Source organism: Pedobacter heparinus, assembly GCF_032678725.1.
Classification (GTDB): Bacteria; Bacteroidota; Bacteroidia; order Sphingobacteriales; family Sphingobacteriaceae; genus Pedobacter; species Pedobacter heparinus_A.
In genome coordinates, this window is sequence record NZ_JAVTSC010000009.1 from 219,087 (window position 1) to 241,762 (window position 22,676).

The 22,676-nt window shown below is 40.8% G+C and carries 16 protein-coding genes; 10 read left to right on the plus strand and 6 right to left on the minus strand.

The genetic code is table 11. The features are described 5' to 3' along the window. The 9 genes from R2Q85_RS15210 (at nt 1) to R2Q85_RS15250 (ending at nt 15,055) form a co-directional block, all read left to right on the plus strand. Nucleotides 1-1,914 (plus strand): RagB/SusD family nutrient uptake outer membrane protein, encoded by a 1,914-nt coding sequence (locus tag R2Q85_RS15210; protein WP_316812652.1) that lies wholly within the window; start codon nt 1-3, stop codon nt 1,912-1,914. Nucleotides 1,915-1,940: 26 nt separating this feature from the next. Next, entirely contained in the window at nt 1,941-2,411 is a 471-nt protein-coding gene (locus R2Q85_RS15215) for a DUF5018-related domain-containing protein (protein ID WP_316812653.1), read from the plus strand. Between the two features lie 112 nt (nt 2,412-2,523). Then, nucleotides 2,524-4,461, plus strand: a complete 1,938-nt coding sequence (locus R2Q85_RS15220; RefSeq protein ID WP_316812654.1) for an FAD-dependent oxidoreductase — start codon at nt 2,524-2,526, stop codon at nt 4,459-4,461. A gap of 43 nt (nt 4,462-4,504) precedes the next feature. After that, nucleotides 4,505-6,544 carry a glycoside hydrolase family 2 protein gene (locus tag R2Q85_RS15225; protein WP_316812655.1) on the plus strand — a complete coding sequence of 680 codons (2,040 nt, stop codon included), beginning with the start codon at nt 4,505-4,507 and terminating at the stop codon, nt 6,542-6,544. Nucleotides 6,545-6,611: 67 nt separating this feature from the next. Beyond that, a complete protein-coding gene (locus R2Q85_RS15230; RefSeq protein ID WP_316812656.1) occupies nt 6,612-8,105 on the plus strand; it encodes a glycosyl hydrolase family 18 protein in 1,494 nt (497 codons plus the stop codon). A gap of 90 nt (nt 8,106-8,195) precedes the next feature. Then, complete coding sequence (locus R2Q85_RS15235; protein ID WP_316812657.1) at nt 8,196-9,788, plus strand: alpha-L-fucosidase; 1,593 nt, start codon at nt 8,196-8,198, stop codon at nt 9,786-9,788. Between the two features lie 17 nt (nt 9,789-9,805). Then, the gene (locus tag R2Q85_RS15240) at nt 9,806-12,046 is read left to right on the plus strand and encodes a glycoside hydrolase family 95 protein (protein ID WP_316812658.1); all 2,241 of its coding nucleotides are present in this window, start codon (nt 9,806-9,808) and stop codon (nt 12,044-12,046) included. A gap of 10 nt (nt 12,047-12,056) precedes the next feature. Further along, the gene (locus tag R2Q85_RS15245; RefSeq protein ID WP_316812659.1) at nt 12,057-13,190 is read left to right on the plus strand and encodes a glycoside hydrolase family protein; all 1,134 of its coding nucleotides are present in this window, start codon (nt 12,057-12,059) and stop codon (nt 13,188-13,190) included. Between the two features lie 35 nt (nt 13,191-13,225). Beyond that, nucleotides 13,226-15,055 (plus strand): beta-N-acetylhexosaminidase, encoded by a 1,830-nt coding sequence (locus tag R2Q85_RS15250; protein WP_316812660.1) that lies wholly within the window; start codon nt 13,226-13,228, stop codon nt 15,053-15,055. A 23-nt stretch (nt 15,056-15,078) separates the two neighbouring features. Here R2Q85_RS15250 and R2Q85_RS15255 read toward each other — a convergent pair whose 3' ends face one another. From R2Q85_RS15255 to R2Q85_RS15280, 6 genes are read right to left on the minus strand one after another with little or no spacing between them, the layout of a single operon-like run. Then, on the minus strand, nt 15,079-16,095 hold the full coding sequence (locus R2Q85_RS15255) for a zinc-binding alcohol dehydrogenase family protein (RefSeq protein WP_316812661.1): 1,017 nt from the start codon (nt 16,093-16,095) through the stop codon (nt 15,079-15,081). A gap of 10 nt (nt 16,096-16,105) precedes the next feature. Further along, on the minus strand, nt 16,106-17,194 hold the full coding sequence (locus R2Q85_RS15260) for a mandelate racemase/muconate lactonizing enzyme family protein (protein WP_316812662.1): 1,089 nt from the start codon (nt 17,192-17,194) through the stop codon (nt 16,106-16,108). A 38-nt stretch (nt 17,195-17,232) separates the two neighbouring features. Beyond that, nucleotides 17,233-17,679: an L-rhamnose mutarotase gene (locus R2Q85_RS15265; RefSeq protein ID WP_316812663.1), complete on the minus strand. Its 447-nt coding sequence runs from the start codon at nt 17,677-17,679 to the stop codon at nt 17,233-17,235. 28 nt (nt 17,680-17,707) lie between these two features. Continuing rightward, nucleotides 17,708-19,357: a sodium:solute symporter gene (locus tag R2Q85_RS15270; protein WP_316812664.1), complete on the minus strand. Its 1,650-nt coding sequence runs from the start codon at nt 19,355-19,357 to the stop codon at nt 17,708-17,710. Nucleotides 19,358-19,381: 24 nt separating this feature from the next. After that, nucleotides 19,382-20,599, minus strand: a complete 1,218-nt coding sequence (locus R2Q85_RS15275; protein WP_316812665.1) for an enolase C-terminal domain-like protein — start codon at nt 20,597-20,599, stop codon at nt 19,382-19,384. A gap of 14 nt (nt 20,600-20,613) precedes the next feature. Beyond that, nucleotides 20,614-21,378, minus strand: a complete 765-nt coding sequence (locus tag R2Q85_RS15280; protein WP_316812666.1) for an SDR family NAD(P)-dependent oxidoreductase — start codon at nt 21,376-21,378, stop codon at nt 20,614-20,616. A gap of 168 nt (nt 21,379-21,546) precedes the next feature. Between R2Q85_RS15280 and R2Q85_RS15285 the strand changes: the two genes are divergently transcribed. Next, nucleotides 21,547-22,425, plus strand: a complete 879-nt coding sequence (locus tag R2Q85_RS15285; protein WP_316812667.1) for an AraC family transcriptional regulator — start codon at nt 21,547-21,549, stop codon at nt 22,423-22,425. The last annotated feature ends 251 nt before the right edge of the window (nt 22,426-22,676 follow it).

The following is a 22,676-nucleotide window of genomic DNA, read 5'->3' on the forward strand; positions in this document are numbered from 1 at the left end:
ATGAAACATAAACATATAGCAGCAAAGATAGCGTACTTGGGCCTGCTTTGCATTACCATATTCGGCGCCTGTAAAAAGGATTTTTTGGATCAGCTACCACAGGATAGAATTGCACCTGAAGTTTTTTTTAATACCGCATCAGATATCAGGACTTACGTAAATGCAATGTACGAAACCCGTATGCCTTTCTATATTTTTAATACAAATGCCGATAATTCGAGGCTTGATGTTGGCTCGGATATACTGATAGATGGTATTATAGTTACGGCTACTTTAAACCAGGCAAGTGCTACAGGTATAGCTGGAGCAGAATCCAGTGGTTGGTCCACTGGTTTTCAACGCATTCGTCAAGATAATTATCTTTTTAAGAATGCCATAGGCAAAGTAGAGAAAACCCCTGCTGCAGATCATTTTATGGGCGAAGGTTACTTTTTTAGGGCTTTTGATTATTTTACCATGTTAAAACTGTACGGAGATTTACCAATCATTACCGATTTGGTTACTGACAATGATGTTCCCAATTTGTACAAACCCCGACAATCACGCAACGAGGTGGCCAAACAGATCATTAAAGATCTGGACTCGGCCATTAAAAAACTGTATTGGAAAGGTCAGGGCGAAGCTGTTGCAGGCAGAATTAATAAAGAAGCCGCCATTGTATTTAAAAGCAGAGTGGCCTTGTTCGAAGGTACCTGGGAATATTACCATGGATTAAAAAATACCCCTTTTGCTGTAGCTGGTAAAGATGGCAAGGAATTTTTAGCACTGGTTGAACCAGCCATGCAAGAGCTCATCAATTATCAGGGAACCCGTATTTATAAAACAGGTGCCGAACCCTACAACAGGTTGTTTGCCCAAAATGATATGTCAACTGTTGATGGTGTGTTTTGGTATAGGGCATACGATGGCGCTAAATTAACACAAAGCAACAACTTTTACCTAAAAACAAACGATAATGGACCATCAATTACCGACCATTTGGTTGATATGTATTTGAACAAAGATGGTTCACCACAAAACCTGACTACTCCATACAATAAATTAAATACCCTTTCTACCCAATTAGATCCACGATTTAGACAAACCATTTATACACCAGACCGTGGTCCATACGGAAAAATTCCGGGAAGAGAATTTGGCTCGCAGAACTTAAGTTATCCTCTTCCTGCATTGATATTATCACAGCCTGGTGTTACAAGTACAGGATACCGTACTTTTAAAGGTGTTGTATTAAATGCTGCAGAAGTATACAAAGGAGAAACCGATGATATTTTTATCCGTTACGAAGAGGGTTTGTTGTCTTTAGCAGAAGCAAAAGCTATTTTAGGTACCATCACCCAGGCAGATTTAGATAAAACTGTTAACGTAATTCGTGGTAGGTTTGCTGGAACAGCTACTACCATAGCACCAATGAATTTAGCCACAGTACAAGGTTTCCCTTCTTCGGCGTACCGCGAGGATTTGGGCTTTACAGCCGGAGCTCCCAATATTGTTAATGAAATAAGACGCGAACGAACCATAGAATTTGCATTGGAAGGATACCGTTTAGATGATATTAAACGCTGGGCTGTTTATGATAAAACCATTAATGGATATGTACCTAAAGGGGCACAATTACAGGAGTTTTTGGATTATTTTAATACACCAGGCGCCTTAGCTGCTGATGGTTTTAATACAGCTGGAGTTATTTTCCCGCTGTTAAATACAAGTGGCTCAAATGCAAATGTAGGTGCTTTTACAGGCAGTGGACGTATCAATCCATATTTCAAATCTGCACAGTTTCAGAATGCAACAGCAGCAGGTTTTTACATTAACCCGGGCAGGGATTACCTCACATTTGTCCCCGTATCACAAATACAGGTTTATAAGGCAAATGCCAATGTTACACTTACTCAAAACCCAGGTTGGAACTAATTTTATAGACATTTAATTTAATTAAAATGAAAAATAATAAAATTCGATTGATAGCTTTTTTAATGATATTAAGCCTGGGTGCTTGTACCAAAGCCCGTATAGAACCTGATTTTTCTATATACGGAGATAAGGCGTTTATCACTGCGGTTACAACCTTTGATTATATCACCGTTACCAATCCGCTAAATTACAACGAACCGGTAACGGGTTACCAGGTGCGAGGGCTTAGCAACACCACCACTATTGATCGGGTGAACTTCAAAATCAATGTGGTTGTTAATAATCCAACAGGTACGATTTCACCTTCAAACCCAGCCTTGGATATCACTAAAATGGGTATCCGGTTAGCAAATGAGGCTACCAAGATAGAACCGTTAAACGGAGCACCTGCTGCTGGCGTTATTGCCGATTTTTCTAAAGGGCCCTATGTTTACCGCGTTTACTCTGCTGATGGATCACAACACGACTGGACCATAAGCATCGCCAGGCAGCAATAAAATTAAAGGCATCCGGTCGCCTGGCCGGATGCCATTTTATTAATAATGGTGGCCGGATTATCCTGGCCTCAGGTTAGAATAAAGGATTAAGAACTTTTTTTGACGGATAAAGATGAATAGAAGACAGTTTATTGGTAAAGCAGGAAGTACAAGTTTATTTTTGCTTGCAGGCATTAATTTATTTGCCAATGTGAGCAAAGAAGCCTTTAGTGGAGAATTTCTTTTTTTAGAGGCTGAGCAATTTGCGGATTTGGGCGGATGGGATCTGGACCAGCAATCTATGGATCAAATGGGTTCACCATATTTATTGGCCCACGGTTTAGGGGTTCCTGTTAATGATGCCAAAACCACCGTCCAGTTTCCTTCTGCCGGCCAGTACCGCATATGGGTACGCACAAGGGATTGGGTAGCGCCATGGAAAGTGCCGGGTGCGCCTGGTAAATTTCAGGTTGTTATTGACGGTAAACCGGTAAAAGAAGTTTTCGGTACTAAAGGAGAAGAATGGCATTGGCATGATGGTGGTTTGGTAAGAGTAGGTAATAAGGCGAGTGTAGCATTACATGATTTAACCGGATTTGAGGGACGATGCGACGCAATACTTTTTTGTAAAGACAAAAAATTTAAGCCTACAGATGAGGTTAAAGCCTTAACTAAGTTCAGAAGAGAATTACTTGGCTTGCCAAACCAACCTGCAGATGGCGGTGCATTTGATTTAGCGGTAGTTGGTGCTGGATTGGCAGGAACCTGTGCGGCCCTGGCTGCCGCCCGCAATGGTTTAAAAGTAGTTCTAATACAAGACAGGCCTGTTTTAGGAGGTAACGGAAGTTCAGAAGTAAGGGTATGGCCGGAAGGTAAAACCAGGCAAAAGCCGTTTATACACATCGGTGACATCGTAGAAGAGCTGATGCTTCCAGATCTTCCGGACTTTGTGTATGGTTCAAGAAATGCAGTACAAGGCCAGTATTTTGGCGATGAACGCAAGCTGAAGATAGTTGCCGATGAACCAAGGATTACTTTGCTGACGGAACACCGGGCAATTGGTGTAGAACATACAAAGGATAAAATTTCTGCAGTAATTGTTCAAAGTACCAGAACAGCTTTGCAAAAGAAGATAAAGGCTACTTATTTCGCCGATTGTACCGGAGATGCCGTAATTGGGTTTATGGCGGGAGCGGATTACGAGATTGCAAGCTCAAATATCATGGGTGTGTCTAATTTATGGAATGTTTTCGATGCTGCCGATGCAAAAAAAGTAATAGAATGCGAATGTAAAGATAAAACAGCACTGACCTTATCATTGGATACCGGTAACCTGGCGCAGCCTTTTCCGCGTTGCCCATGGGCGATAGATTTGAGTGATAAACCTTTTCCGGGACGCAAAAATTATAAGGGTCAGTGGGGCAGTGAAGATCCCTTAGGTAATTTAGGTGGTTGGTTCTGGGAAAGTGGTTTTGATAAAGATCCGATTACAGATGTCGAAAAAATCAGGGATTTAAACTTAAGGGCTATGTATGGCGCCTGGGATGCGCTAAAAAATGTTGATAAATTATATCCCAACCATCGTTTGGGCTGGTGTGCATTTATAGCAGGTAAGAGGGAATCACGTAGATTAATGGGAGATGTTGTACTTTCTGGCGAAGATTTTCTCAAAAGAAAAGAATTTGACGATGCAGTTTTTCCATGTTCGTGGCATATTGATATACATAAAGCAAACGAACAATTCGATAAAGGACTAAAAGGTCAGGAATTTATATCACAGGCATCTACCGGCGAAGGTTATGTGTACGATGGTGTGTATTGGGCACCTTACAGGATTCTTTATAGCCGTAACATCGATAATTTATTTATGGCCGGCAGAGATATCAGTGTAACCAATGATGGCCTTGGCCCGGTAAGGGTAATGCGCACTTGTGGTATGATGGGCGAAATTGTTGGCAAAGCTGCCGCTATTTGTATTCAGCAAAAAACCACCCCGCGTGGTGTTTATAAAGATCATTTTAACGAGTTGAAAAAACTGATGGAGCAACCGGGTAGTACCCGTGTAAGCTAGCGTTTTGAGCTGCCGGAATATGTAAACGAATTTGAACTAACTAATGAAACCTAAGATAATAATTGTTTTATTATCCTGTTGCTTCTTTTGCAGGTTTTCTGCTTTCGCACAACGGGATACTATCCCCTTAAACGTCAACTGGAAATTTGCCATAGACTTAAAGGGAGAAGGCCTTGCCAAAAATTGGTTCGAAAAAGACTTGCCCAATGCCAAAATGGTAAATTTGCCACATACCTGGAATGTGGATGATGCTACTCAAAATCACTACGGATGGGGCTGGTATAGTTATACCTTAAAAGTGCCGGCCAGTTGGAAAAATAAAAATGTACTACTTCGGTTTGGTGCTATTAACCATACTTCAAGTATTTATGTCAATGGTAAAAAAATAGCTGAAAATATTGGAGATGGCTTTAACCAAATCAGTGTTAACCTGAGCGGCAAGCTCAGCTTTGGTGCAGATAACAAAATAATTGTAGCCGTAAATAATGCGTACAGTGAAAAAAAGGTGCCGTTTAGTAATTCTTTTGACTGGCCCAACGATGGCGGGTTGATTAGAAAGGTGGCTTTAATTGTAAGTGGAAAGCCTGCTGCGCAATATATACATGTTGTGCCAAAATTAGGTTTGGCTGACAGTAGCGGGCACTTAAAAATAAAACTGGGTTTCCATCAGCCATCTAAGGATATTCAATACTCGATCCAGGTTACCGAAGACAATCAAAACACCCATAACATGGTATTTACAAAAACAGTAAAACCTAAATGGGATGGCACCGAAGCATTTGCAGAAGTAGATATTCCAAAAGTAAATGCATGGCATTTCGATTTTCCAAACCTTTACAAGGTACAAGTAAAAATAATGCTGGGCAAAAAGGCAGTAGATCAGGTTACAACGAGTATAGGCTTCAGGGAATTAAAAACGCAGGGTGGTCAGCTATTCTTAAACGGCGAAGCAGTGAAGCTAATGGGAGCAGAGTGGACGGCGGGATCCAATCCAGATTATGGGTTTGCTGAAACGGATGAAGAGATTATCCGTCATTGCAAACTGCTAAAGGATGTAAACACCATTTTTACGCGGATGCATTTTCAGCAGGATGAGCTATTTTATGATTTTTGCGATAGGAACGGAATTTTGGTGCAGCAGGAAATTCCTCTTTGGGGTCCGGAAACGCCTGCTAATAAAGATATCAGTACTATTGCTATGAAACAGTTAGAACGTATGGTTGATAATTTTTACAACCATACTTGTATATTTTCCTGGGCGGTTGGCAACGAGTTGCGTGGGCGGGATGCAGATGTAAAGGAGATGATTTATCACCTGATGAAGCGCAGCCGGGAGCGCGATCCGGACCGTATGACGGCTTACGTAAGCAATACCCTGACCAGCAGTTTTTCAAACCATCCCAACTTTGTACCAGATGCTGCCAGCCAGGGTGATTATTTAATGATGAATGAATATGGCGGCAGCTGGTGGCAGATACCAATAGCCAAAATTGGTAATTATCTGGATAGCATCCATATGAGTTATCCTGACAAAACTTTTATCATTTCTGAGTTTGGTCTGTGCGAGCCTAATTTTAAAGGAGGTGATGAGCGACGAATTCATGATCTGATATACCATATGGCTGTTTTTGAAAACAAGCCATATGTGCAGGGAGCTATTTATTTTGATTTGACAGATTACCGTACCCATTATCCAGGTACCAGCGAAAGCAGCAGATTTAAAAGGAGGATACATGGCGTATATGATATGTATGGCAAACCCAAACCATCGATGAAAGTGCTCCGTGAGTTGTCATCACCTGTTGAGGTGCTGATAGACAATAATCCTAACGGAATAAAAAAAGGAGCAGTACCATTAACCATTTTCGGAAGCATCGGTTTGCCTCAGCATACCGTAAAAGGATATAAACTTTACCTCTCAAAGGAGTCAAAAGATTATAAAAATGGGAAAACATATATGTTGCCTCCAATAAAGCCTGGTGAAAAGATCAGCTTAAAAGTAGATAAAGGTTTTGAGGGCAGAGCAGTGATCACTGTAGTAAGACCGACAGGCTATATTGTATCACAACAGGAGCTACACTAAAAGCAGTTTATAATCTTTCAATTAACTTTTGAATATAAACTATTAACCTAACCAAAAAAACTAAAGTATGAAAAAGCAAAAATTATTAACCATGGTTGCAGCTACACTTGTATTATTCAGTGTTGCTATGCAATCTTGTAAAAAATCACCTGCTGTTGCAGAGACAGACAATGCTAAAGAAAAACCTCCATTGAATGGAAAGAAAGGCATTCTCGGGCATCCAGCAGGACTCCAAACCAATTTACGCATGTACGGTTACTATGCTATTTTTGGAGGTTCCTGGGAACAACAAATGGATTCGGTAAACATTGACCAGCTAACAGATGTTTGTATTTCGTTCATCAATCCAAACTCTAGTGGTGTATTTACCATTAGTAATGATATTGCACAGGCCGTAATAAAAGGGCATAACCAGGATGTAAGGATGCATTTCTCTTTTGGCGGCGGTGGTGGACCGGCCTATTGGGACAATCTGATCAAGCCAGCCAATAGGGCCCAGGTAATTTCAAATATCAGAAAAGTACTTACTGATTATAATTTTGACGGCGTGGATGTTGATTTGGAAAATGAGCGCATTACGGCTGATTATAATGGTTTTGTAGTACAGCTTTCTGATACGTTAAGATTATACAATAAACAGCTTTCGGCAGCATTGTCAGCCTATCAAAGAAATCAATTATCTGCCGCAGTATACAGCAGGCTGGATTTTTTAAATGTAATGTGTTATGATTACGGTAGTTCGCCTGGTTCACATTCATCTTTTGGCCAGTTTCAACTTGATTTTGCTAATTTTAACACCAAACTACCAGCATCAAAAATTAATATGGGTTTTCCGGGCTACGCCTGGCAATACCTAAACGGCGTTAAGAACACGCAGGTTTCGTTAAAAACTATCCTCCAACAATCTCCCAAAGCCTATGCCTTAAATTATCAAACGCCTACCGCAACCAAATCCTGGTGGTACGATGGACATCCTGTACTAAGGCAAAAAGTAGCCTATTGCCTGCAACAAGGTATCGGTGGTATGATGATGTGGCAAATTATGCACGATCCTAAAAGCGAAGAAAGCTCGTTGCTAAAACTGGTTAACTTTTGCGCCGGCAATCCGGCCAACAAAGGCTTTTACCCTACCGTTCCTTTTACACTAATTGCAAGGCATAGCGGAAAGGCCATGGAAATTATCAATGCTTCTTTAGCTGATGTGGCGGGCGTACAGCAAGGAACCAGAGATTTAAGCGCAAATCAAAAATGGCTAATTGAGCCCGGTGGCGCAGATCTTAAATTAACAAACTACAATAGTGGCAAAGTGTTAGATGCAAGGGATGGAACCGCTACAGGTCTTGGTTTACAGTTTGCCCAAAATTCATGGAATGAGGGCGGAAACCAGCGCTACAGGTTGCTTCCAAATGTACTGGGATATTATCAGATTGTAAACATGACCAGCAACCGTATTGCAGGGGTTTATCAATCGTCTACAGCTAATGGGATGAGGATAGTACAAGAAAACAATACCAACGGACAAAACCAGCAGTGGATGATTTTTAGGGAACATCAACAATAACCAATAAGTAGTGGTTCTTGTCAATCAAAAAAACTTAGCTTCAATAAATGCCGTTCATTTTTTATGAACGGCATTATTAAAACACCCACAATGAAATTGAACCAAAAAATAGGCTTGCTATTCATCACTGCTTTTATTTCACTAAATGCATCAGCCCAACAAAAAAAACTTACCTGGGAAGCATTACGTAAAGACTATCATTTTCCAAAATGGTTTGCCGAAGCGCGTTTTGGAATATGGGTACACTGGGGGGCTCAAACCCAGCCCGAAAAAGGAGGGGGCTGGTATGCACGGCATATGTATATGCAAAATGTCGGCAGCGAAACCTGGGGCGCCGAAGCTTATAATTATCATTTGAAAACTTATGGACATCCTTCTGAAAAAGGTTTTAAGGATGTAATACATGCCTGGAAAGCAGATAAGTTAAATACCGATGAACTCCTAAAGTATTTTAAAAGCATTGGCGCCAAGTATTTTGTAGCCCTGGCCAACCATCACGACCACTTTGATAATTTTGCCTCCACCTACCAACCATGGAATTCTGTAAATGTAGGGCCTAAGAAGGATCTGATCGGGATGTTCAAAAAGTCGGCTTTGAAGTATGGGATCCCCTTTGGTGTCAGCTCTCATGATGACAGGTATTTGGATTGGTGGAAAACCGCTTTTGGTGCAGATACTTCCGGACCAAAAAAAGGGCTAAGATACGATGGCTGGATGACCAAGGCAGATGGAAAAGGGAAGTGGTGGGAAGGTCTTGATCCTGCAGATCTGTACGGTTTACCACCTGAAAAACGTACACAAGAATGGATAAAAGGTGTGAAAGAAAACTATGTTAAGCGTCATGAAGAACTGATAAGTAAATATAAACCTGATATGCTGTGGTTTGATGGCTACGGTTTTCCATATGGAGACTATGGTAAAGAAGTTTGCAGCTATTTTTACAACCAGAACCTGCAGAAGGATGGGAAAGTATCAGTGCTGGTGGCGGGAAAAATGGACAACGAACCTTCAGTAGCCAATGACTTTGAACGCGGGGGTTCCAGAACGATACTATCTCAGCCATGGCAAGGCACATTAACCTTCGGCAGTTGGTTTTATAAAAGTGACAAGCCATTAAGGCATAATGCCAAAACGGTAATTGAAACCCTGACAGATTACATGAGCAAGAATGGAAACCTATTGTTAAACGTAGAACTATTGCCAGATGGAACTATTCCCGCAAAGCATAAGCTGATTCTTGATACCATTGGAAGATGGGTAAATGCAAATGCTGAGGCTATTTATGGCAGCAGGCCATGGAAAATATACGGCGATAACCTGCACGGTGGCAGGCAGGAAAAGAACATTAGCGAAACAGATCTGCAAGCTAATAAGCAGCAAGAGAATGAAGATTTTAATGAACGGACAATCGCCAGCCCTGCTTATCCGAATAACGAAGTGCGCTTTACGACAAAAGGTAATGTATTATATGTTTTTGTACTCAACCCGGTAAAGGGCAAAATTGAAATACCGGCTTTAGGCTGGCAATCTGCTTATAATACCAATAAAATAACTGCTGTTAATTTACTTGGCGGTACAGAAAAAACAGATTTTGAACAGCTGAAAGATAAACTTGTTCTTTCTGTTGATGTAAATCCGAGGTTTAATTACATCAATGTATATAAAATAATGGGCGTATTATGAAAATCTAATGCTTCAAAATGAAAAATAAAATACGGATTTCTGATCTATTCAAAAATTTTCCCTTGTGCTATAGTTTGATCTCCTGCTTGTTGATAATGGCTGGCAATGATATTTCGATATACGCCCAAAATAATAAACAGCCCATCAGCAATCAAACCTTATGGTATGCCCAGCCTGCCAATCATTGGCTGGAAGCTTTACCCATCGGAAATGGCACCTTGGGTGCCATGATTTTTAGCGGCACTGATACCGAACGCATCCAGTTTAACGAAAGCACATTGGTTACGGGCACTACCGAAACCATTGGGAGTTACCTGCCCTTTGGTAATATTTATTTAAAATGGAAGCATAAAAATTCAAGTGGTTACAAAAGACAGCTCAGTTTAAATAAGGCTTTACAAACCGTAACTTATACCAGCGGCGGTACCCATTACTACCGCGAATATTTTATCAGCCATCCCGATAAGGCGATGCTAATGCAGGTAAAAGCATCTTCCCCAAAAAAAATAAATGTAGAAGTGTTGTTGAAAGATGTACATCAGGGAAAAACTGTAATTACCGGTAATGGACTTTCATTTGCAGGTACTTTGGAAAACAAAATGCAGTACGAGGCTCGCTTACAACTAAAGGCACAAGGTGGGACGATGAGCAAAACCGATTCCTCCATCGTTGTTAAGGATGCCGATGTATTTACTTTATATCTCGTTGCCGGGACCAGTTTCAAACCCTTTTCTGGTAAAAATTTTTTAGGAGAAGCTCCACATCACAAATTGGTAAAACAGATGGCTGCTGTGGTGGCAAAACCTTATGCTGTTGTAAAAACTGAACATGAGAAAGATTTTGGCAATTTGTATAACCGTGTACAATTAACGCTGGGACAGGCACCCAATAAAAGTACCATTACCCGCTTAAAAGACTATACACAAGGTAAAACCGATCCTGATTTTGATGCCCTGCTGTTTCAGTATGGAAGGTATTTGCTCATTAGTTCATCACGCAAAGGCGGTGTACCTGCCAATTTGCAGGGTATTTGGAATGATGATGTGAAGCCTGCCTGGTATGCGCAGTATACTACTAACATTAATGTACAAATGAACTATTGGCCTGCCGAAGTTACCAATTTAACGGAATGCCATTATCCGATGTTAGATTGGGTGCAAAACCTAGGTAATGTGAATCGGGGCTCGAAAGACAGCTTGCTGAACCTTAAGAAAGGCTGGGTGGCATACAGCACCAATAATGTAATGGGTGGGCCCAGCAGATGGCGGCTGCATCGTCCGGGAAGCGCCTGGTTAGTACAACATTTTTGGGAACATTATTGCTACACTGGTAATTTAACTTTTCTAAAGCAACGGGCTTATCCGCTATTAAAAGAACTGACCGAATATTGGGAAAGCTTCCTGGTACCCAATAAAGACGGTAAACTCATCAGCCCCGATGGCTGGTCGCCAGAGCATGGCCCTGGTAAAAAAGAAGAAGATAAAACAACTTATCCCGGTGCATCTTACGATCAGCAGATCGTGTATGATTTATTCAGCAATTTCATAGATGCATCTAAAGTTTTAAATATTGATGCAGCGTATCGCAATAAAATTGAGGGTGTGCGAAAAAATATGCTAGGCCCGCAGATTGGCCGGTGGGGACAATTGCAGGAGTGGATGGAGGATGTCGATGATTCTACCGACCATCATCGGCATAATTCGCATTTATTTGCCGTTTATCCCGGCAGACAAATAGCCCCATTAACAACACCTTTGTTGGCAAAGGCTGCCATCCGTTCTATGGATGCAAGGGGTAAAGGCGGAACTGGTTGGAGCGTGGGATGGAAAATAAATATATGGGCCAGGTTATTTGATGGCAATAAGGCATATGATATGGTTCAACAACTCATCCGCTTTGTGCCCGCAACAGAAACTAGCGGTTACAAAAGTGGCCTGTACGCCAACCTTTTTGATGTGTGCCCGCCTTTTCAAATTGATGGGAATTTTGGATATACCGCTGGCGTAGCTGAAATGTTGTTACAAAGCCATGAAGGAGAAATTCACTTACTGCCTGCGCTGCCGGATGCCTGGAGAAATGGAAGCGTTAGCGGACTAAAGGCTCGAGGAAATGTAGAAGTGAGCATGAGCTGGAAAAATAAAAAATTAACTCAGGCTAATTTAAAAGCATCAAAAGATAGCATTTATACCGTCAGGTACGAAGGCAAAGTAATAAAAATAAGGCTTAAAGCGGGCACAATAAAAAACATCAATATTTAAGTATAGAAACATGAAATGTAACAGTAAAATAATAAAGGTAGTTTTAAGTATGGTCATGCTATCTGCAAGTTTTTACAGCAAGGCCCAAAAGCCACAGATAGATCAAAACGGCAATCTGGTATCAATGGATAACGTTGATATTTTTTCTATGATACAGCCAATCCCTCAAACCAATATTTTTGGCGATAAAGATTACGACATTTGGTGTGGCTCTGTGGTTAAAGGTAAAAATGGTAAATATTATATGTTCTACAGCCGATGGCCACGCAAGGATGGCCATTATGCCTGGGTGAACAAATCAGAAATTGCATTGGCAAAGGCCGATAAACCGGGAGGGCCTTATAAACACATTAAGGTAGTATTAAAAGCAAGGGGCAACCAATATTGGGATGGTACTACTACGCACAATCCTTATGTTATTGTACACAAAGGGAAGTATTACCTCTACTATATGGGTACCACTGGCAAAAGCACGTTAAAGCAACCCATTACAATGGCTGATAAAAACTGGTGGGAATACCGAAACAACCAGCGGATTGGGGTAGCCGTAGCCGATAACCCGGAGGCAGAATTCAAACGTTTTGACAAACCTGTATTGGATATAAGTCTGGATAGCACTGCATTTGATGCCATGATGGTGAATAATCCGGCGGTTGCAGTAAATGATAAAGGCAAAGTAATACTGATTTATAAAAGTACTGATAAAAAAGCACCCAATGGCAGTAAGGTAAGCTTCGGTGTGGCATTTGCTAATGCTCCATTGGGCCCATTTACCAAACATTCCGAACCTATTTTTACTTTTAAGGATATACAAACCGATGCGGTAAAAATGCTGGCCGAAGATCCTTATATCTGGTTTTACAAAGGTAAATACTATGCTATTGTACGCGATGTGGTAGATTATTTTAACAAAGGAAAATCTACCCTGGCCTTATTGCAGTCAACAGACGGCATCGATTGGCAAGCTTCAAAATATCCTGCGGTTGCGCCATACAAGCTAAAATTTGCTGATGGCAAATTAAGCGAAGATAAAATTGAGCGGCCCTGGCTGTATCGTGAAAAAGGTGTACCGATAATTTTATTCGGAGCAATGGGGGTCAATAACCGTGAACATTCGATAAATGTAGCCGTACCGTTAAAATGAAGGTTTTCAAAATAAATATATATTAAGAATAGAAAATGAAACAACTGATATCACTAGCGCTGTTCATGATTTGTATCCTCAACTCATCTGCGCAATCTCCAATTTCCATTATTCCCTTACCGGCGAAAATGGAAGCACGAAAAGCAAGCTTCAATCTGGATAAGGATGTGTATATCAGCTATCCTTCAGCTGATTTAAAAGACCTTGCAACCTTTGCCCAGGCTTCCATACGGGAAACAGTGGGAATAAATCTACAGCTACGTACAGGTATGTGGATGGAAAAAAATGCAAAAATAATCAGCCTTAACATTGATCCAAAAATAACAGCTAAGGAAGGTTATACATTAGAAGTAATCAATAACGGAGTTGCTATAAAAGCAGGAACTGAAAATGGTCTCTTTTATGGCATACAAACCTTATTGCAGTTGGTCCCGGTTAATGGGGCTAAAAAACTACCTGGGGTTTATATAGCAGATGAGCCCCGTTTCAGCTGGCGTGGCATGTTGATGGATAACTGCCGGCACATGTTCTCTGTTGAGTACATCAAGAAGTTCATAGATCAGCTTGCTAAGCATAAATTGAATAAATTTCACTGGCATTTAACTGAAGATCAAGGCTGGAGAATTGAAGTCAAAAAATATCCAAGATTACAGGAAATAGCTGCTTACAGGAATGGAACGCAAATTGGTATAAGTGAGCAGAATCTGGACACGATCAGGTACGGAGGCTTTTATACCCAGGAACAAATAAAAGAAGTAGTGGCTTACGCCAAATCCAGGTTCATTGAAGTAATTCCGGAAATAGAAATGCCCGGTCATTCGGCGGCAGCGATCGCAGCCTATCCTTACCTGGCTTGCGGAGAGGTTAGTTTTGAGAATGGTAAAGCTTTTGAAGTAAGGAAAGTTTGGGGTGTTTCTAAGGATTTGTATTGTGCAGGTAATGATACTGTGTTTACATTTTTAGAAGATGTATTAAATGAATTGATGCCATTATTTCCTTCTAAGTATATCCATATTGGTGGTGATGAGGCTCCGCACGGCGTATGGCATGCTTGCCCGAAATGTCAGGCACGCATGAAAAAAGAAGGGCTCAAAAATGAGGCTGAGCTACAAAGCTGGTTTATACAGCGTATGGAAAAGTTCATTAACAGCAAGGGGAAAAAAATAATCGGCTGGGAGGAAATTATGCAGGGAGGCCTCGCCGAAAATGCCACACTTCACTCCTGGTTAGGCGTTGAAAGTGGCTTAAAGGCTGCGAAAGCTGGTCATGATGTAATTATGTCTCCCTCTTCTCATTTATATCTTGATGGTTATCAAGCTGATACTAAAATAGAACCGATGGCTATTGGCTATTGGGTGCCACTGGACAGTGTTTATGCTTTTGAGCCCGTACACCCTGCATTAAATGAAATAGAAGCAAAACACATTTTAGGTGCGCAGGCTAACCTTTGGACAGAGTTTATCGGCACAGAAGACTATTTCGAATATATGGTATATCCTCGTATTGCTGCTTTGGCAGAAATTGACTGGACACCAAAATATGCTAGAAACTTTGATGATTTCAAAAGCAGGCTTAGTGTACAATACCAGCGCTATGACAGCCAGGGGGTAAATTTTCGTATTCCGGTACCTGCCATACGAACATCAATGCATACGGATAGCACAGTTAGCATTATCCTTACTGACCCTACAAATGCCAGTGTCATCAGATATACCACTGATGGGTCAGAGGTTGGTGTGAAGTCGTCTGTTTACAAACAACCTTTACTATTGCAAAAGGATAAGCTCATTCGCTACGCTTTGTTCTTTAATGGTAAGCGCAAAAGTTCTACAGACTATTTCCCCAAGGCAGTGAAAAATAAATAGCAGGCTATTGAAATGAAAAGCATTTAAAAATCTATAATGGCTTTGATTAAATTTTTTTCTGGAAGGTATAACTTTTCAAAGTCATTGATCAAATCATCGAATGCAATACGGTGGGTAATATATCCCTTTGTATTGATGGTGCCATTTTTAAAGCCTGCTATTACTTTTTTAAAATCCGCTGATGTTGCGGCCCTGCTAGCCTTAACTGTTAATTCTTTACGATGAAAATTTGGGTCATTGAAAACAACATCGCCCTGAAACAAACCTACAAAGACAATGGTGCCACCGGCAGCCACGTATTCAAAACTCTTTTCCATCGAATTTTTGTTGCCACTGGCATCAATAACAACTGTTGGCATATCGCCGTTAAGTAAATTTTGAAGCTCGTTAAGTATGTTATCATTTAGTAAAAGTGTTTCAGTTGCTGCAAAGTTTTCTTTTACATAGTTCAGCCTATGTGCATTTACATCGAGCGCAATAACTTTAGCACCTTTTAAGCTGGCCATAGCAATTACGGTAATGCCTATTGGCCCGGTGCCGACCACCAGAACCAGATCATCTGCAGTTATTTCTGCTCTTTCTACTGCACGGCTTCCAATAGCAAAAGGCTCTACAATGGAAGCCTGGTCTGGTGTAAGGCCATTTGCCTTATGCACGTTTTCGCCATGATATATAAAATATTCTTGTAAAGCGCCATCTTCATGCACGCCCAATACGGTTAGCTTGCTACCGCAGGTAGTTTTTCCCCGCCTCACAGCCTGGTCTACCACAGCGTTGCGGTAGGGCTCGATGCTGCACAGATCTCCAGGTTTAAGATGGGTAATGCCCTCTCCAATTGCTACAACTTCGGCGGCAATTTCATGCCCCAAAATACGCGGATAAGAAAAAAATGGCTGATGGCCCTTATAGGCATGCAAATCTGTGCCACAAATAGAGATGTTTTTAATTTTCATCAGCACCTCTTTTGTGCCGGGTTTTTGTGGCATAGGTTTGGTAATGGCCTCAAGTTTTCCGGGCTGTTGCAATATAATGGCTTTCATATTTTAATTGCTATTTTATCCTGGTTAAATGCTCATCTAAAAATCTGAAACCCCAGCCAGCTTGTTGGTGTGGGTAAGCATAGCCATCTTTTACCAACATTGGGTTATCTATAAGGCCATCTATCCAATCAAAGCTTTCTACTCCTACGCCATTGGCAATGGTGCATACCAAAGGCACATCATAATCTTTGTAATAATGCGGTAGTACAGGGATGTGGTATGCTGCAGCCAGGGCGGCGCTTTCCCGCCAGGCATCAACACCACCAATGCGCAAAATATCAGGCTGCCAAATATCTATAGCGTTTCTTTTTGCAAGCTCTAATAAAGGCAAAGTATCATACTCTCTTTCGCCCATAGCCAAAGAAATACCAGTTTGTGCCTTTAGGCTTTGATAGCCATCAAAATTCTGGTGATTCAAAGGTTCTTCAAACCAGTAAATATTTAGCTCAGCAGCTTTGCGGGCCAGCTGTATAGCTTGTGGGGCCTGCATCCCCTGGTTGGCATCCATCATAATGTTAATGTTATCACCTATGGCCTCTCTTACCAATTTTAAACGCTCTATATCTGTTTGCCAGTTGGGCGAACCCACTTTTATTTTTACAGCTTTAAAGCCCCTTTTTTTATAGTTGCTTACTTCTTCAATCAGTTCATCGGTGGTGTACGATAGCCAGCCTCCGCTACCGTAAATGGCACATTTGTCCCGGTGCAATCCAAACATTTTCCAGATGGGAACATCCAGCGTTCGCGACCAGGCATCCCACATGGCAATATTAATGGCTGCGGCCGCCCATTTGTTTATGCCATTATGGCCAAAATATTCGGAACCGTGTGCCAATTGCCGGGATACTTGTCCCATTTGGTTGGCTTCGTAACCAATTATGCTGGGTAGCGCATCTTTTAGTGCGCCTGCAATGGCATTGGGTGAATACTGGAACGATAGGAGGTAACTCTCACCAATAATGCCATTTTCCAATTCCAGTCTTAGTACTAGGAAAGATATTTCTGTTAAAGTGTGTGTGGCATCGGATATGGGTTTTTTAAGTTTGCTTTTTGCCGAGTAGATGCTATAGCTCTTTATTTTTGCTGAAGACATGGTCATTTGATCAGGATTTGATGTTTGTTTTGAGTTGTCATTAGTTAATCTTCATGGAATACCTCTTCCATCCGGCTCCAGGTTTCTCCTTTGGCAGCGGCATCGGGTAAGGCCACCTGTGTTGGTGCTGTTTCTTTCCACCAGCGTTGTGTGGTGGTATCTGCAGCCATAAACTTCATATCGGCAGCAAAATCCTTTCCGGTATATTCCCAATAGCTAAACAGGTATGGTTTTCCATCAATCTCTTTGAGGTAGATAGAGTAATTGCGGATATTACATTCCGTGATTTTTTTTAATACTTCGGGCCATACTGCAGCGTGTAATTTTTTGTAGTGCTCAACTTTGTCTGATTTTAAACCGGTAACCATGCCGTAGCGTTCTACTTTGATTGTATCGGCAACTGTCGAAACTGTTTTTTCAGGCGATTGTGTGCAAGAGGCAAACATCAAAATGATACCTAGTACCACTGGTAGGAATTTAGTTTTGTTCATAACATTTCTGTTCTTTTGTGAAAATGTATTATTTGAAAAATACATACAGTACCGCCATTATGGCTAAAAGTAACACGGATAAGACTTTGTAATTGCCTATGCCGCTCCAACCTTTTACTTGTAAAGGTTCCCAAATAGAGTTCCAATACAATTTTTTACTATCCTCGGTATGTTGCACAGGGTAAACGTAAGAGAGTGTAACTTGAATGATGGTGCATACGCAGAAAAGGTAGAAGGCCATCATCATGAAAGGGATTTTGCCTATTAAGGTATCCAGGTCCAGTTTGTTAAGGGCAAAAACTACGACCCCCAAAACCGAGCCGAGCCACAGCGTATATTGGGCTGCCTTACCTGAGGCCTTTTTCCAAAATACTCCTAATAGGAATACACAGGTAATTGGTGGTGCAATATGCGCGATGATATCATTTATTCCGGCAAAAAGACTTTCGTATTGATTTAGTAATGGTAACAAGGCCAACGAAACTGCTAATGCTACGGCAGCCGAAATCCGGCCAACTTTAACCATTTTAGTATCTGAAGCTTCCGGATAATAGCGCTTGTACAGATCAAAGCTGCTTAACGTGGCAATTGAATTTAAGGCACCAGCAATCTGACTCATTAAACCAGACAATAATGCCGCTACCAAAACACCGACTAATCCTTTTGGCAATAACTGGGTAATCATCAAGGTGTAAATACCCTTGGTGTTCATAACTTGTTCTCCATTAACACCGGTAGTTTGCAAAGAGCTTAAATCCATTTGGCCGGATTTGAATAATGCATAGGCGAAAAGTCCTGGCAAAACAAAAATAAACACAGGTAATATTTTAATAAAGCCACAAAACAGAACTCCTGCTTTAGCATGGTTTTCGTCTTTAGCGCCCAATGCCCGCTGTACAATGGTTTGATCAGCACACCAATACCAAATGCCCAATACGGGATAGCCTAGAAATACAGCTATCCAGCTCATACCACTTTGATCACCTATTGGCCTGATCATACTTAATTTATGCATGGCATTATTTTGCTGTAGTGTTGTGGTTAAATGTTCCCAACCGCCCAGTTTGTTCCAGGAAAAGGTCGTGATGATAATTGCTCCGGCTATTAAGACCACGCTCTGTATAGTTTCGGTAACGACTACTGCTCTAAGGCCCCCGATAATCGTATATAAACCTGTAACTAATGCAATTGCGATAATGCTGTTATACATGTTGATGCCAAAAAGGGTTTCGAGTACAATTCCCCCGGCTAAAAATGAAAAGGCGATGTGGATAATTACTGCTGAAATGATAGAAATAAAGGCCAGCCAATCTCTACATGCCCTGTTGTATCTTTTCTCTAAAAAATCCGGAAGGGTCGTAATCCCGGACCTGATATAAAAGGGAATAAAAAAAAGCGCTAATAGTATTAAAGTAAAAGCAGCCATCCACTCAAAGTTTCCATTAAGCAGACCGGTATCAAAGCCACTTTGTGCCAGACTTACCAGGTGCAGGCATGAAATATTAGTCGCGAATAATGCGAGGCCAATCATCGGCCATTTTAAAGTTTTCCCTGCTAAAAAATACTCATTAGATGAACTCCCCTTACCGTTATTCTTTTTGGTTCCGGCCCAAAGACCAATGGTTACAATGAACACAATGTAGGCAATGGTAATCCACGTATCAATAGTGCTAATCATATCTGGTTAAATTTAGTGGTTGTTTTATTTTAAATCGCAGCTGCTGCCTGGTTCTTGTGGGGTAATGTAAACTCCATTTTGTATATTGATGGGATTTACGAAGTGCTGCTTTAAGTGCGGGATATGTTCTAAAAACAATGCATTGTGCCCCATGGCAATGTGGTTAAATAATACCAGATGCTGGTGCAACTGGCCCATATCACCAACATGGGGTACAACCGGTACCCCAAATTTTTTGCACATTAAGCTAATGGTAATAAATTCGCTTACACCGCCTACACGAACGGCATCAACCTGCGCAAAGCCGGTACAACCGGCTTGGAGGTAATTTTTAAAAATAATGCGGTTAGGTACGTGTTCGCCCAGGGCTAGTTTTATAGGTGCAATTTCTTCTGCCAGCGTTTTGTGTGCCAATACATCGTCAGGGTGCGTTGGTTCTTCAATCCAATAAGGATTCATCTTTTTAAGTTCATTGCAAATAGAAATGGCCTGTGGCAATGTCCACTGCTGGTTGGCGTCCAGCATCACTTTTATGTTGTCGCCAGCTACTTCCCGAACAATATTCGCACGGCGGATATCTCTTTGCGGATCTAGGGACCCAACTTTTAACTTCATGGCAGTGAATCCACTGTCTATGGCTTTTTTACAGTTCTCGCGTACCTTTTCGTCGTCGTAATTAAACCAGCCTACAGAAGTATCATATCCCGGATAACCAATAGCTGTTATTTTCTCTCTTGTTTTTTTAGCATCCGCTTCTCCTTGCAGTAAATCTATCGCCTCTTCTCTTGTTAAAACATCTTCGAGATAAGAAAGGTCTAAGGTGTTTACAATTTCTTCAGGGCTGAGATCGATTAACAATTTCCATAGGGGTACGCCACGTTTTTTCGCCCATAAATCATAGCAGGCATTGGTAACCGAAGCAAGACCTAAATGTACCACACCTTTATGTGGCCCCAGCCATCGAAATTGCTGTTCGTTTGAAAGGGTGCGAAAAGTCTGACCAAAATCGGCCATAAGGTTTTCAATGTTCTGCCCTTTCAATTTTTCAGCGTAGAATGATGCGGCCTCACAAACCAGATGGTTACCCTCGCCCAGTGTAAAAGCAAGGCCTGTTCCGGTTTTCCCATCTTCGGTAAGCTGAGTTACGGCATAAGAATATTGGGGATCTTTATGTATGGCATCACTACCAGCACCTGTAGTTAATTCAAAGCGTTTATCGTTGATTTCTATTTTGTTGATCATTGCAAATAATGAGGTTAAATGATAGTTCTGTAGCCTAGTTCTGCACCACCACTTACTGGTAAAATGCATCCGGTAATGAAACGTGCGGCATTGCTCAAAAGAAAAACACATGCATCGGCAATTACATCACCCCCAGGCATATCTCCTAAGGGTTGTAGCCTGTTCAGGTATTTTTCAATATGTTCTTTTTCAGGTTGTTCCTGGCTCCAGGCTTGCAATGTTGGTGTATTTATTGCCGCAGGAGATACCGCATTTACCCTAATTTTATAAGAAGCGTAATCTAAAGCCATTGCTTTGGTTAATGCATTGATAGCTCCTTTTGTGGCTACATAAACGGCATGGTTATCTTGCCCAATGCTGCCCACCATGCTACTGGTGTTCAAAATACTTCCCTGCGTGTTTTTTAGGTGCTCAATTCCATATCGGGTAGTATATAGAATGCTTTTTAAGTTAACGTTCATCAATAAATCCCATTCATCATTGCTGGTCTGGTCAAGCGTTTTTGAAGGATGTGCGATGGCGGCATTGTTATGGATGGCATCCAGGCGGCCAAATTTTTGTATGATGGTTTCAAGGGCACAAGCCACTTCATTTTCGTTTGTCAAATTGCAGCTTAAAGCTAATTTTTGGCCGGGCTTAAGTTCGTTGAGCTTGTCTATTGGTATTTCATTTTTGTCTAAAATGCAAACAGTAGCGCCGGCTTTTGCGTAGGCCTTTGCACATTCCCAGCCTATACCCTCAGCCCCACCTGTTAACACGACGATTTTATTATGAAGCATATTTGTAATATTTGGTTAATATTTTAAAAGCTAATTTATTGATGAACATATAAACTAACTAGATGTTGATTTGCTAATGATAGTGTTATATTAGCTATATTATATAGTTTATTGTTTATTATAGGTAATTTAGAATATTCTTTAATTTGCTTTTGAAAAATTTGTACAATGAAGCCTGTATTTGCTAAAATACTTGATGGAAAAATAAATGACGCCTATGGTTTAAAATTGGTTGATGCCCCATATTTTAGTACCGATTTCCATTTTCATGAAGAATGCCAGCTGACTTATACCTTGGAAAGCGAAGGACGGGTCATGATTGGAGACAGCATCGCTAATTTTGGAAATGACGAATTGATTTTTGTAGGCTCTAATTTGCCCCATGTATGGCACAACAGCAAGCAATATTTTGATGATGCGCCTAAGAGTGCACATGCGCGGTCGGTTTCGCTTTTTATACATCCCGAAAAAATGTTAGCTGTTTTTAAGGAGCCGGAGAATATACAGCGCATAAAAAACTTTTTTCAGCTTGCCAGGCGAGGGATGAAGTTCGGTATTATTGCTAAGAGGGAAGTGACTCAGGTGCTGCTTAGAATTGCGGCTGAAATGGAAGAGATTGGCCGTTTGATAGGTGTATTAGAAATTTTAAAGTTGCTTTGCAATACCAAAGATTACCAACTGCTTACCAGTCCCGGTTACACTAATAATTATCAATTAAAGGATAATGATAGAATGGACAAAATTTTGAAGTACGTTTTTGATAATTTTAACAAAGATATTTTGCTTAGCCAAGTAGCAGAGGTAAGTAACATGAATAAACAGGCCTTTTGCAGGTATTTTAAAAACCGTACCGGAAAAACTTTTGTTATTTTTTTAAACGAGGTAAGAATTGGGCATGCCTGTAAATTAATAGCAGAAACCGATCAGCAAATTAGTGAGCTGGCCTATACTTCTGGCTTTAACAGCCTGTCTAATTTTAACAAGTTTTTTAAAATGGCTAAAGGAATTACTCCAAAAGAATATAAAAAAATGCTGGTAAATAGCTGAAAGGCCAGCTTGTATTTTATAGAAAGAACTATCAGAGATGAATGTCGATAAAACTGTAATTCTGTTTTTAATTATTCAATTTTTGTTTTAAATTTATTATAGCTAAACTTTACCTATCTAATAGATAAATCTATATACATTAACCTCAATTTTATGAAAAAACATCCTTTATTGATTTTTGTCCTGGCAATTTTTCCATTGATCACTTTTGCCCAAAAAGGGACTAATTACCTGCAGGTTAGCGGACAGGT

Coding starts and splice junctions, on each gene's coding strand:
- R2Q85_RS15230 (WP_316812656.1), top strand. CDS start 6,612: ATGAAAAAGCAAAAATTATTAACCATGGTTGCAGCTACACTTGTATTA.
- R2Q85_RS15240 (WP_316812658.1), top strand. CDS start 9,806: ATGAAAAATAAAATACGGATTTCTGATCTATTCAAAAATTTTCCCTTG.
- R2Q85_RS15265 (WP_316812663.1), bottom strand. CDS start 17,679: ATGAACAAAACTAAATTCCTACCAGTGGTACTAGGTATCATTTTGATG.
- R2Q85_RS15285 (WP_316812667.1), top strand. CDS start 21,547: ATGAAGCCTGTATTTGCTAAAATACTTGATGGAAAAATAAATGACGCC.
- R2Q85_RS15215 (WP_316812653.1), top strand. CDS start 1,941: ATGAAAAATAATAAAATTCGATTGATAGCTTTTTTAATGATATTAAGC.
- R2Q85_RS15250 (WP_316812660.1), top strand. CDS start 13,226: ATGAAACAACTGATATCACTAGCGCTGTTCATGATTTGTATCCTCAAC.
- R2Q85_RS15275 (WP_316812665.1), bottom strand. CDS start 20,599: ATGATCAACAAAATAGAAATCAACGATAAACGCTTTGAATTAACTACA.
- R2Q85_RS15270 (WP_316812664.1), bottom strand. CDS start 19,357: ATGATTAGCACTATTGATACGTGGATTACCATTGCCTACATTGTGTTC.
- R2Q85_RS15255 (WP_316812661.1), bottom strand. CDS start 16,095: ATGAAAGCCATTATATTGCAACAGCCCGGAAAACTTGAGGCCATTACC.
- R2Q85_RS15220 (WP_316812654.1), top strand. CDS start 2,524: ATGAATAGAAGACAGTTTATTGGTAAAGCAGGAAGTACAAGTTTATTT.
- R2Q85_RS15280 (WP_316812666.1), bottom strand. CDS start 21,378: ATGCTTCATAATAAAATCGTCGTGTTAACAGGTGGGGCTGAGGGTATA.
- R2Q85_RS15210 (WP_316812652.1), top strand. CDS start 1: ATGAAACATAAACATATAGCAGCAAAGATAGCGTACTTGGGCCTGCTT.
- R2Q85_RS15245 (WP_316812659.1), top strand. CDS start 12,057: ATGAAATGTAACAGTAAAATAATAAAGGTAGTTTTAAGTATGGTCATG.
- R2Q85_RS15260 (WP_316812662.1), bottom strand. CDS start 17,194: ATGACCATGTCTTCAGCAAAAATAAAGAGCTATAGCATCTACTCGGCA.
- R2Q85_RS15225 (WP_316812655.1), top strand. CDS start 4,505: ATGAAACCTAAGATAATAATTGTTTTATTATCCTGTTGCTTCTTTTGC.
- R2Q85_RS15235 (WP_316812657.1), top strand. CDS start 8,196: ATGAAATTGAACCAAAAAATAGGCTTGCTATTCATCACTGCTTTTATT.